Here is a 12,080-nt window from a genome sequence, read left to right on the forward strand (position 1 = left end):
GCACGCTGGGCGGCACAAGCTTACGGTTGCCGATTCGATCGGCCGAAGCTGCGGAGCACGGACGGGAAGAACGCGGGGACCTGCGCGGCGTAGGCGCGGTAGGACGCGCCGAAGCGCGCGATCAGATCACGTTCCTCGAGATAGGTGCCGAGCAGGATGTAGCCGGTCAGACCGAGCGCCCACACCAGATGACCCACGGTGAACGTGCTGGCGAACCAGAACGACACCAGCAGACCGGTCATCAGCGGATGCCGCACGAAGCGGTACACGCCGTGTACCTGCAGCCGGTCGACGGTGGCGTCGGGCACCTGGAGTACGTACTCGCGGTAGGCCTGGCTGATGCCGAGCAGGTGGAAGTGGTTGAGCAGCAGCGTCGCCGCGTACACCAGCACGAAGCCCACCCAGAACCCGGCGTCGAGGACCAGCCCCGCGGTGCCGTCGGCCGACCACAGCTCGATCGGGATCGGCTGCCAGGCCAGCATGATCACCCACATGACCAGGCACACCATCACGATGTAGACCGTGCGTTCCAGCGCCTCCGGCACCCAGCGGGTGACGAAGGCCTTGAACGCGGGCCTGGCCATACCCGAATGCTGCAGCCCGAACAGCGCCAGCAGCGCCACATCGATGGCCAGGGCCGGGACGGTCGACAGGTGCGGACCCTTGTCGATCGTCTTCGGCAGGAACCAACCGCCGGCGAACAGCAGCATCAGCGGCACGGTGATCCCCGCGACGCCGTAGACGGCGAAGGCGAACAGGAACCCGGCGAGCCGCGAACGGCTCGTCAGGACCTCCCGTGCCTGGGTGGGCGTGATCAGATCCATGCGAACCACGGCAGGTACCGCGACCGCACGGTCCCGGCTTCGAGCCGCTGCTCCAGCCGGGCCTTCCACTTGGTGCCGTAGCGCTCGTTGAGGAAGCCGCCCGGCCAGAACAGCCGCCAACCGGACTGGGCCACCATCCAGTAGGGCACGATGACGCCGGGGTTCACGTCACGCATGTAGTCGAGCTTGTCGGGGATCTGGCTCCAGTGGATACCCGGGTAGCGGTGGTGCACGCTGTGGTAGCCCTGGTTGAAGATCAGGAAGTTCAGCACGTTGCCCGCGTTGTTGAGCGAGGTGCTCGGGTCGTCCTCGAACTCCTTGGCCGGGGCGTGGCTGAGCCAGGCGAAGTACCCCGCGTTGACCTGGGTGATGAAGAACGGCACCCAGTAGAACAGCACGAACCGGTCGAAGTCGACCAGATACCAGACCGTGCCGATGACCACGGCGTACAGCGCCATGTCCAGGATGAACTGGTGCCTGGTGCGCTTGCGGCGCGGCGCCGGATCGGGCGCGAAAATGGTACGCACCGTGTGGATCTTGACGATGGCGCCGTAGCGGACCCAGTACCAGATGGCGCCGAGGCCCTTCTCCATGCCGGTGGTCGAGGTGACGTCACCCGGCCCGTCGTTGAAGCGGTGATGATTGAGGACGTGCACCTCGCGCATCTCCGCGGCCGTGAGGTTGCCCGGCAGGCAGCACAAGACGTCGACCACCCGGTTCGGGAACTTCGAGACGAACAGCGGCCGGTGGGTGTGCATGTGCATCACGCCGATGGTCAGCGAGAGGTTCAGCAGCGACAGCACGATGATCAGCGGTACCGCCAGGTACCAGTTGGTCGCGGCGGGCACGAAAAGGCCGAGCGCGAGCATGCCGATCCACAGCGCGATGTGCAGCAGCGGACCGACGTTGGAGGCGTGCTCGAGCTTGAGCACGCGCTTGCTGAACGGCGCCTGTTCCGGTGCGACGGGCGTTCCGGTGCTCATAGCAGAGCTCCTTCGCTAGAGGTGTCGAGAACGATGAGCGAGGATCTGGTGCGGATGCTCATGGGCGGCTCCCTGAGGTGCTCGGGTCTAGGGCGGCGAGTTGGAGTCTGGTGGCGAGGGCGGCCAGCGCCTCAGGTTCGTGCGGCGACACCCGCTCCATGGCACCGAAGGCCAGGTGATCGGCGATCATCATGGTGCGGACCTCGGCGTCGGGGAGTTCGCCGGTGAGCTTGTCCTCCGGCAGGGTCCGCACGAGGGTGAAGGTGGTGTCGACGATCAACGGCACCAGCGAAGTGGGCATCGTGCGCGGATCGCCCGCCCCGAGCACCTCGGTGGTGCGGCGCCCGCCGTCGGCGGCGGCTTCGGGTGCGGCGTCGAGCATCCGGTGGATCGCCTGGTCGGCGCTGCGGCGAACCCGGTCCAGCATCCTGGTCCAGTGCTTCGAGGAGGACGCCGCCAGCAGGGCGGCACCGACCTTGCGCCGGTACGGCGCCGGCGCGTCGACGACCGCGCACAGGAACGCCGAGGTCGTGATCGTCATATAGGCCATGGCCGCGCGGGCACCGAGGCTCGGGGTGCCCGGTCCGAGCCTGCCGAGCAGGGCGAACCCGCCCAGCGCCGGGGCGAGCAGCTGCAGCATCACCCGCCGCTTCAGTTCCTCGGCGTCGGCCACCCCGTAGATCTCGAACTCGCCGTCGCGCAGGTCGTTGGCGGACTGCGCGATGACCGCGACACAGCCGGTGAGTTCCCGCAGGTCCGCCTCCGAGAGCACATCGCCGGCGACCAGTTCGCACGCGTAGCGGGTCACCCGGCCGAGCACACCCTCGCTGTAGGCCACCCGTGACAGCGGCGAGTCGAGATTGTGTGCCATCACGCCGGCCACATCGCAGATCACCGCGCCGACCCGCCCGCGCGCCGCAGGCGAGAGCGCGTTCACCAGGGCCCTGATGTCGGCGATCCGCGCGGCCAGCAGCCGGTCGACTGCTTCGCTGTCGCGGGTGTCGGCGGTGTCACCGGGCAGCGCGGGCGGGGCGGTGTCGGAAGTGCCGTCGAGATAGTCGGCGGCGGCGAGCACCGCGGCGGCGGCCGTCGTACGGTCGCTGAGGTCCTCGAACGCGTCGAGGACCCGGCAGGCCAGCAGTGCCGCGGTGGCCTCGGCCCGTAGGTGCGCGGGCAGGAAACTCACCGAGATCCCGAGATTGCGCCCGGCCGGGATCAGCGCGAGCCGCGCCAGCTCCTCGGGTGTCTTCGCGGCGGCGAGCGCGGTCAGGTCGGGGGCGCGGCGCAGGTGCCGCAGGCCGTAGGCCAGCGCGCCGATTCTGGTCCGTCTCATCGGTTGATCACCTGCTGCAGAAGTTCGCGGAGGTCGTCGGCGGCAGGCGAGGACGGGAAGATATCCAGTGCGGCGCTCGCCTTTTCGGTGGCGCCGATGGCGAAGTCACGGGCCGCGGCGGTCGCCCCGGTCTCGACCAGGTCGGCCTGCAGCGTCGCGCTGGGTGTCTCGTCGGACAGCCACATCTCCCTGGCACCGGGGCGGGTCGCGAGCCATTCGATCACCGGCCAGGTCGGCACGCGGCGTTCCAGGTCGCCGCCGGCATCCTTGCCCAGTTCGGGACCGCCCTCGACATCGCGGACGTCGTCCATGATCTGGAAGGCGAGAGCCAGCTGGTCGGCGTACTCCATCAGGGCCCGCAGCTGCCCGGCATCGGCGCCGCCCGCGGTGCCGCCGTAGGAGCAGGACAGCCGGAACAGGGTGCCGGTCTTCGCGCCGGCCACCAGTTCGTAGTGGCGACGCAGCGCGGTCGCGTCGACGGCGGGCGGCATCGTCTCGATGAGCTGGCCGAACGACAGGTCCGAGAGCCGGTCGGCGTAGGTGACGCCGGGCGCGTCACCTACCCCGGCGAACACCGCGGGATGCGCGGCCAGCACCTGGGCCACCACGCCCATCGCGGTGCCGGCCAGATGGAAACCGGCCCTGGCCGCCAGGCGCACGCCGAAGGCGGCGGGCACCGAGGGCGCGCCACGGCGCAGCAGCGAACCGTCGCAGATGTCGTCGTGCAGCAGCGAGGACTCGTGCAGCATCTCCATCGCGCAGGCCAGGTCGATCGCGGCCGACGGCGGCGCCGCGGCCACCTCGGGCAGCAGACCGGCGCAGGAGAGCACCAGCCTGGCCCTGACCCGCTTGCCCGGCGCGGCCAGCACGTGCCGGTAGATCTCGTCGAAATCACCGCCGGTGAGCAGGACTTCACGGAGCCGAGCGGTCACCGGACCGAGTAGCTCGGCGGGCGCCGCGGCCGGTCTCGGCATGACCGCGACCTGGTCGCCCCGGCGCTCGGCGGGATGGTCATCCTGGTGGTGCGCTGCAGATAGCGCGGGATTGTCCATGGCGCTGAACTCCTTAGGTGTGGTCACGGTGGCAGTGCGAATCACCCCGACTGGCGCACAGCGGGTTCCGGTGTCCCGAGATCAGCACGCTGCGCGATCACATCGCGCACCGTCGGATCCGAGGATCCCGATCGCCGGGCTACCGACGGGTAGTTTTGTAGACAGATCAATTAATTGTCAAGCGGTACAACAGATTTCAAGTTTCGTGCACGTATCTCACAGGGCGCCGACGCGACCCGGGGCCGATTTCAGATCATGACGCGGCAGACGCCGCTTGACGTTTGCGCAGGAAACGGCACATCCGTTGTGCTCCACTGCCTTTCGTGATCGTACGGCGGGAGCGTTGCATCCACGTTGCATGCCGATCACGGCTACCCCGGCGCGACCCACCTCGATGTGCGCGCGCCTCGACGACGGCGCGGCCCGATCCGCGCTCGTCGCGAGCCTATGCCCACGCTCCGGCTTCCGCGAATCGAGCCGGTCGCATGGTGAACATCTCCGACATTCCCGCCGCCCGATTTGGCAGATTTCCCAAATCCGATCCGCCATGTCAGCGAAGCACGTTCCCGCGTTTGACAATTAGCCAATCGATGGCAAATCGGCATAGCCCGGCCGACCGTATTCTCGACCTGCGAGCCGACCAGGCGTGTAGCATCGCGGCCTGCCCACCGGCGAACGAACGGACACCGATGACCATCGACTACGATGCGACCGACGATTGGCGAGCCGACCGCGCAGGCACCGCGGCGGCGGGCACGAACCCGACCGTCCTGTGCCGGATGGCCACCGGATGGGCGGTCATCGGCGATACCCAGCAGCTCCCCGGCTACTGCGTGCTCATCTACGACGGTGCCGCCGACCAGCTCACCGAGCTGCCACGGCCGGAACGGATCGCCTTCATGGCGGATCTGGTGATCCTCGGAGAGGCGGTCGAACGCGCCTGCCGCGCCGCTGATCCCGCGTTCCTGCGGATCAACTACGAAGTACTCGGCAACACATGGGGACACCTGCACGGCCACGTGCACGCGCGGTACCGATGGGAGCCCGACGAGCTGCGCGTCGGCCCCGTACACCTCTACGGTGCCACCCGGTACGCACCGGAATACGCGCTGGCCGCGCGCCATGACCAGTTACGCACCGCCCTCACCGTGGCGTTGACCGAGATCCTGGCCGAGGGCTGAGCGTTCAGCGCGCCGCGGTGGCGCCGAGGACCAGCAGGTCCGGCCGCGGCTGGGCGCGATCAGCGGCCGGACGCGCCTGCGCCGGTACCGGCGCGCGCCGCACGACCGCGCAGCGGCGGGCCACCACCGCACCGCAGGTATCGATCGTCGTGGTGATCAGATCCTCGGCCAGCGGCAGGTCGTCGTCGCGGAATCCGTACACCGAGAACCGTACGGCCACTGGATCGGTCATCGCCCCCGACCGCGCGACCGCCCCGGCCGGACACCCCGACAGCAGGGTGATCGCGGCGGCGAAATCGTGCAGCGGATCGCGTGCGGCGATCTCGCGGCCCGCGGCGATGCTCGTACACATCGCGCGCAGGCACACCTGCTCGGGAATCTCGGGATCGGCGCCGCGGTACTGCGCCCACCGGTACAGGCCGGGATGACCGGTCACGTCGGTGCGCGCACGCCACCGCCGCCTGCCGCAGGCGAACAGCCGGGCCGTCGCCGCGTGCCATGCGCCGGGTTCATCGATCAGGGCCACGATCCGCAGGTGCCGGTACTCGTCGGCGCCGGGCATCGGCTCGACGACGGGAATTCCGGCACCGAACGCCGGACGATGGGTTTGCATGGCACCTCCCGAGAAACCCGCGATCGTGGGCTACTCAAGGTATACCCAGCGACACCGAATCCACGTCTTTCGTCACGAAAAGGAGATAACCCGATACCGCCGCAAATCACCGTGAACTGCATCTATGCAGGTGGCAAACCATTTGTGAGTTAGCCGACAATTTGCCAGACGGCTCGAATATCCCGTTCGCATAACAGTTCATCGCATTCGGTGAACGTGCAGAATTCGCCCTCGCGAGTGTGCGTACCGGTCGGAATGGAAACCGCTATTCCCCCACGTTCGACACCGGCCCGAAACTTCCCTCCAGCCGGTTCCGCGACCCGGGATGAACCAGGCGTGCCGCGCTCACCAGCCCACCCGCAGACCAGGTCCGGCGCCGGATGAGCAAGCACGGCTCGTCGAGTTCGATCCGCAACAGCGCGCACTCCTGCGGCGTCGCGCGGACCGCCTCCACCACATGCTCACCACGCAGCAGTGGGGCCACCTCGCTGAGATAGGTGTTGGGCGTGACAGTGGCGAAATCCTGGGCCAGATACTCCGGCGCCTGCACCGGGTCGACGTAACGGTCCTCCACCTGGATCGGCACCTCGTCCTCGATATGCACGAGCAAGGAGTGGAAAACCCTGCCGCTCATGGCATTTCCGAGCACGGGATGCCGGGCATCGGCCTCCTCGGCGCGGACGAACACCACCTCGGTGCGATGCCGATGCCCACGCCGGGAGATCTCGTCGGCGATGTTGCGCACCTCGAACAGCGACGAGGCGGCTTTGGCGGGTGCGACGAAGGTGCCCACCCCCATCACCCGGTTCAGCACACCGTCGGCGGTGAGGTCGCGCAGCGCGCGGTTGATCGTCATGCGGGACAGGCCGAGCGCGGTGACCAGCTGGTTCTCCGAGGGGATCTGCGCGCCCTCGCCCCAGCGCCCCGCCGCGATCTGCGCCATGATCAGCTGCTTCACCCGCTCGTACGCCGCGAACTCGGTCCCCAGTTCGCCGTACTGCGCGGCCAGGTCCGCCTCGACCACTTCGATCGCCACCACCGATATCCGTTCCCTCAGTTCCCCAGAGAATACGTTGCCCCGACGGGAGCCCCGCGCTTGACAATCTGCTTGTATATACAGGACTATACCACTGATCCGGGTATCGGTGACCCAGGACACAGACGCCCTCCGAGGAGTGAACGATGACCGACGCACCCGTCCCCCCAATCACGGGCCCACGCCCCGTGTCCGCTCCGCGCGGCACCGAGCTGCACACCCGCGGCTGGCAGCAGGAGGGCGCGCTGCGGATGCTGATGAACAACCTCGACCCCGAGGTCGCCGAGCGTCCCGACGATCTCGTCGTCTACGGCGGCACCGGCCGGGCGGTCCGCAGCTGGGCGGCGTTCGACGCGATCGTGCGCACCCTGGAAACCCTCGCCGGCGACGAGACGCTGCTGGTACAGTCCGGCAAGCCGGTCGGGGTGTTCCGCACCAACGAGTGGGCGCCGCGCGTGCTGCTCGCCAACTCCAACCTGGTCGGCGACTGGGCGAACTGGGACGAGTTCCGCAAACTGGAACAGCTCGGCCTGATGATGTACGGCCAGATGACCGCGGGCTCCTGGATCTACATCGGCAGCCAGGGCATCCTGCAGGGCACCTACGAGACGTTCGGCGCGGTGGCGCGCAAGCGGTTCGGTGGCACGCTGGCCGGGACGATCACCCTCACCGCGGGCGTCGGCGGCATGGGCGGCGCGCAGCCACTGGCCGTCACCATGAACGGGGGCGTCGCGTTGTGTGTCGACTGCGATCCGGCCCGCATCGAACGGCGCATCGCGCACGGCTACCTCGACACCAAGGCCGAATCCCTGCGACAGGCGCTGGATCTGGCGATCGCGGCGCGCGACGAGCGCAGGGCACTGTCGATCGGTCTCGTCGGCAATGCCGCCGAGGTGTTCCCCGCGCTGCTGGCGATGCGGGCGCCGATCGACATCGTCACCGACCAGACCTCGGCCCACGATCCGCTGTCCTACCTGCCGATCGGGGTGGCACTAGAGGACTGGCACACCCTGGCGGAGAAGGATCCGGTCTGGTTCACCGCCGAGGCACAGGCGTCGATGGCCAAGCATGTCGAGGCGATGGTCGGGTTCCTCGATGCCGGCGCCGAAGTGTTCGACTACGGGAATTCGATTCGCGACGAGGCCCGCAAGGGCGGTTACGACCGGGCGTTCGCGTTCCCCGGCTTCGTTCCCGCCTATATCCGGCCGTTGTTCGAGGAGGGGCTCGGCCCGTTCCGCTGGGCGGCGCTGTCCGGGGATCCGCGCGATATCGCCGCCACCGACCGCGCCATCATGGAGCTGTTCCCCGACAACGACCATCTGAAGCGCTGGCTGACGATGGCCGGGGAGAAGGTGCAGTTCGAGGGCCTGCCGGCGCGAATCTGCTGGCTCGGCTACGGCGAACGGCACCGCGCCGGCCTGAAGTTCAACGAGATGGTCGCCTCGGGCGAGCTGTCCGCCCCGCTGGCCATCGGCCGCGACCACCTCGACTCCGGTTCGGTGGCCTCCCCCTACCGCGAAACCGAGGCCATGGCCGACGGTTCCGACGCCGTCGCCGACTGGCCGTTGCTCAACGCCCTGCTCAACACCGCCTCCGGTGCCTCGTGGGTCTCGATCCACCACGGCGGCGGCGTCGGCATGGGTCGATCCATCCACGCGGGCCAGGTCTGCATCGCCGACGGTACTCCCCTCGCCGCCGAGAAGCTGGCACGGGTGCTCACCAACGACCCCGGCATGGGCGTCATCCGCCACGTCGACGCCGGCTACGAGCACGCCGCCGAGATCGCCCGCACCCGCGGGGTTCGAATCCCCATGCAGGAGAGCTGATCCCCGCCGCCCGCGCCCTTCCCGGCGCGGGCGAGACCGATCACCGGGTGCGGCGCTACTGGGACCTGACCGGCAGGATCCTCGGTCCGCGCATCACCGTGGGCCGGGCGCTGAGCTGGGTACACGGTGCGCTGACCCACTCCGTCGAGGCGGCGGCGCGGTAGCCACGCAGGGAACCTGCGAAACACCGCAATGCCAGAATCATTAAAGCATTTTGGTATTATCGTCTTGTGCTGTACACACCACCCGCTCTCGAAGCAGTCGACCACGAAGTGCTCGGCGAGCTGGACAGCCTTCGGGAATCGCTGCGCCACCAGGTCTCGGAACCTCGACGATGGACCGGGGCCCTACGCCGGACCCTGATAGCCGCGGCGATCCGGGGGTCGAACTCGATCGAGGGATATCAGGTCACCCAGGATGATGCCGAGGCCGCTGTTCGCGGAGACGATCCGCTCGACACCGATTCCGATACCTGGTCCGAGATCACCGGGTACCGGGATTCACTCACCTACGTTCAGCAACTCGCCGACAACGAACAATTCGCCTGGGAGCAGATGCTGCTCAGCGCCCTGCACTTCATGCTGCTTCGGCACCACATCCTGATCGGTCCCGGCCGGTACCGGAAGGGCCCCATCTACGTGTCGGACTCGACAACCGGCACCGTCGTCTACCGCGGCCCGGAAGCGGATCGGGTTCCCGAGTTGGTGGACGAACTGTGCACCGGCTTGGCCGAGGACACCACCGATCTGCACGTGTATGTGCGGGCAGCGATGGCGCATCTCAATCTGGTCAGCATCCATCCGTGGCGTGACGGCAACGGCCGGATGTCTCGATGCCTGCACACCCTCGTGCTTGCCAGGGACGGAGTCCTCGCTCCGGAGTTCTCCTCCATCGAGGAATGGCTCGGAACCGGCCGAAACACCTACGACTACTACGACGCGCTCCGCGACGTGCAGCGCGGCGTGTTCGAACCGCACGGCGACACGCTGAGCTGGGTTCGGTTCTGTCTGCGTGCCCATCATTTGCAGGCCCAACTGGTCCAGCAGCGCTTCGACGCCGCGGGACGGCTATGGTCGGCCGTCGAAGACCTCGTGACGGCACGCGGACTGCCGGAGCGGACCGCGTCGGTACTGTTCGATGCCGCGATGGGATCGAGAGTCCGCCGCACAGGGCATCAACGCGACGAGCATCTCACCCTCGATCAGGCGGTCCGCGACTTGCGTGAGCTGTTGCGGGCCGGGCTGCTGGAACAGCGTGGGCAAACCCGTGGCCGCCACTACGTCGCTTCGGACATGCTCCGCGACCACGTCGCGGATGTGCGCGCCGACCTTCGACCGCCGCGCGACCCCTACGCGACCTGACCGCACCGGTCCCGTCTCCGCATTCGGCGGAGCTGCGAAGCCTGCTCGATCAGTCCAGCGGGCCGACCACCGTTTCGGCGGCGGTGACCAGCGCTCCCGACGCGGCAAGGGCGACGGCCGCCTCGATGTCCGGCGCCAGGTATCGGTCGGGGCCGGGGCCGGGAACGCGGGTGCGCAGGGCGTCGCGGACCGCGGCGGTGGCGGGGGACGGCACCAGCGGGGCGCGCAGGTCGAGGGCGCGGGCCGCGGTGAGCGCCTCGATGGCCAGGACGCGGGTGAGGCCGTCGACCGCGCGGCGGAGTTTGCGGGCCGCCGACCAGCCCATGGAGACGTGGTCCTCCTGCATGGCCGAGGACGGGATGGAGTCGACCGAGGCGGGCGCGGCCAGACGCTTGAGCTCGGAGACGATGGCGGCCTGGGTGTACTGGGCGATCATGTGCCCGCTGTCGACACCGGGATCGTCGGCCAGGAACGGGGGCAGGCCGTGGTTGCGGGCCTTGTCGAGGAAGCGATCGGTGCGGCGTTCGCTCATACTGGCGACGTCGGCGACGACGATGGCGAGGAAGTCCAGGACGTAGGCGACCGGCGCACCGTGGAAGTTGCCGTTGGATTCGACCCGGCCGTCCAGGGTGACCACGGGATTGTCGACGGCGCTGGCCAATTCGCAGGAAGCGACCCGCTCGGCGTGGGCCAGGGTGTCACGGGCGCCACCGGCCACCTGCGGCGCGCAGCGCAGCGAGTAGGCATCCTGCACGACGGTGCAATCGGGCGTGGCGTGGCTGGCCACGATCGGCGAATCGGCCAGCAGCCTGGTCATGTTGGCGGCGGCGACGGCCTGGCCCGGCTGTGGTCGCAGCGCTTGCAGATCGGCTGCGAAGACCTTGTCGGTCCCCATCAGGGCCTCGACGCTCATCGCGGCGGTGACATCGGCCAGCCGCAGCAGCGCGCGTAGGTCGTGGCAGGCCAGCACCAGCATGCCGAGCATGCCGTCGGTGCCGTTGATCAGCGCGAGCCCCTCCTTCTCGGCGAGTTCGACCGGCGCGATGCCGGCGGCGGCCAGTGCGTCCGCCGCGGGTAGCAGGGTGCCCGCGGCGTCGCGGACCGTGCCTTCGCCGAGCACCGCCAGCGCGACATGGGCCAGCGGGGCGAGGTCACCGGAGCAGCCGAGGCTGCCGTACTCGTACACCACCGGGGTGATCCCCGCCGACAGCAGCGCGGCATAGGTCTGCGCGACCACCGGACGCACCCCGGTCCGGCCGGTGGCCAGGGTCGACAGGCGCAGCAGCATCAGCGCGCGCACCACCTCCCGCTCCACCTCGGCGCCGGAACCGGCGGCGTGCGAGCGAACCAGGCTGCGCTGCAACTGCTTGCGAAGTTCCTGCGGGATGTGCCGCACGGCGAGCGCGCCGAATCCGGTCGATACCCCGTACACCGGCTTCGGGTCGGCGGCCAGCGCCTCGATCCGGCGTCTGCTGTCCGCGATCGCGGTGAGCGCTTCCTCGGACAGGGCGACCGGGGCGCCACCCCTGGCCACCCGCACCAGCTCCGGTGCCGCCACCGGTCCGGTGCCGACGACCACCGGGGCAAGGTCCGAGTCGATGCTCACTGTGTTTCTCCATTCCGAATCGGCGGGCGGGACGAATCCCTCGCACTGCTCACCGCCCGATCGCCACGGGTCGCCCGTGGGGCCGGTCACAGCGACGGTACATGTATAAACCTGTATAGACAGCCCTGTCAACGACGTGAGGAACCGCCCGCAGCGTACCGCTTGACGCGGTTGTCTATACAGGCCTATACATATCGAGTGACCCACCATACACATCCTGGCGCGATCACCGCCCCGCTCGTCGCCCGCAGCTAGGAGGACACCC

General features: G+C 68.8%; 10 protein-coding genes. 3 read left to right on the forward strand and 7 right to left on the reverse strand.

What is annotated here, in order from left to right; genetic code table 11:
• Nucleotides 1–20: 20 nt before the first annotated feature.
• From ACFOW8_RS27560 to ACFOW8_RS27575, 4 genes are read right to left on the reverse strand one after another with little or no spacing between them, the layout of a single operon-like run.
• Entirely contained in the window at nucleotides 21–824 is an 804-nt protein-coding gene (locus ACFOW8_RS27560; RefSeq protein ID WP_378554468.1) for a methyltransferase family protein, read from the reverse strand.
• Nucleotides 815–1,807, reverse strand: a complete 993-nt coding sequence (locus tag ACFOW8_RS27565) for a fatty acid desaturase (RefSeq protein ID WP_378554469.1) — start codon at nucleotides 1,805–1,807, stop codon at nucleotides 815–817. The genes ACFOW8_RS27560 and ACFOW8_RS27565 overlap by 10 nt, the downstream gene beginning before the upstream one ends.
• A 58-nt stretch (nucleotides 1,808–1,865) precedes the next feature.
• Entirely contained in the window at nucleotides 1,866–3,140 is a 1,275-nt protein-coding gene (locus ACFOW8_RS27570) for a hypothetical protein (protein WP_378554470.1), read from the reverse strand.
• Nucleotides 3,137–4,219 carry a polyprenyl synthetase family protein gene (locus tag ACFOW8_RS27575; protein ID WP_378554472.1) on the reverse strand — a complete coding sequence of 361 codons (1,083 nt, stop codon included), beginning with the start codon at nucleotides 4,217–4,219 and terminating at the stop codon, nucleotides 3,137–3,139. The genes ACFOW8_RS27570 and ACFOW8_RS27575 overlap by 4 nt, the downstream gene beginning before the upstream one ends.
• A 662-nt stretch (nucleotides 4,220–4,881) precedes the next feature.
• Between ACFOW8_RS27575 and ACFOW8_RS27580 the strand changes: the two genes are divergently transcribed.
• Nucleotides 4,882–5,373 (forward strand): HIT family protein, encoded by a 492-nt coding sequence (locus ACFOW8_RS27580; protein ID WP_378554473.1) that lies wholly within the window; start codon nucleotides 4,882–4,884, stop codon nucleotides 5,371–5,373.
• A 4-nt stretch (nucleotides 5,374–5,377) separates the two neighbouring features.
• Here the strand turns inward: ACFOW8_RS27580 and ACFOW8_RS27585 are convergent, their stop codons facing one another.
• Nucleotides 5,378–5,986: a hypothetical protein gene (locus ACFOW8_RS27585; RefSeq protein WP_378554475.1), complete on the reverse strand. Its 609-nt coding sequence runs from the start codon at nucleotides 5,984–5,986 to the stop codon at nucleotides 5,378–5,380.
• 265 nt (nucleotides 5,987–6,251) lie between these two features.
• A complete protein-coding gene (gene hutC / locus ACFOW8_RS27590) occupies nucleotides 6,252–7,031 on the reverse strand; it encodes a histidine utilization repressor (RefSeq protein WP_378554700.1) in 780 nt (259 codons plus the stop codon).
• Between the two features lie 137 nt (nucleotides 7,032–7,168).
• Here hutC and hutU point away from each other — a divergent pair, with 137 nt between their 5' ends.
• Both hutU and ACFOW8_RS27600 read left to right on the forward strand, forming a co-directional pair.
• Nucleotides 7,169–8,848 carry a urocanate hydratase gene (gene hutU / locus ACFOW8_RS27595; RefSeq protein WP_378554476.1) on the forward strand — a complete coding sequence of 560 codons (1,680 nt, stop codon included), beginning with the start codon at nucleotides 7,169–7,171 and terminating at the stop codon, nucleotides 8,846–8,848.
• 230 nt (nucleotides 8,849–9,078) lie between these two features.
• Nucleotides 9,079–10,209 carry a Fic family protein gene (locus tag ACFOW8_RS27600; protein WP_378554478.1) on the forward strand — a complete coding sequence of 377 codons (1,131 nt, stop codon included), beginning with the start codon at nucleotides 9,079–9,081 and terminating at the stop codon, nucleotides 10,207–10,209.
• Between the two features lie 49 nt (nucleotides 10,210–10,258).
• Here ACFOW8_RS27600 and hutH read toward each other — a convergent pair whose 3' ends face one another.
• Nucleotides 10,259–11,815 carry a histidine ammonia-lyase gene (gene hutH / locus ACFOW8_RS27605; protein WP_378554479.1) on the reverse strand — a complete coding sequence of 519 codons (1,557 nt, stop codon included), beginning with the start codon at nucleotides 11,813–11,815 and terminating at the stop codon, nucleotides 10,259–10,261.
• Between the last annotated feature and the right edge of the window lie 265 nt (nucleotides 11,816–12,080).

Source organism: Nocardia rhizosphaerae (genome assembly GCF_042650365.1).
GTDB lineage: Bacteria > Actinomycetota > Actinomycetes > Mycobacteriales > Mycobacteriaceae > Nocardia > Nocardia rhizosphaerae.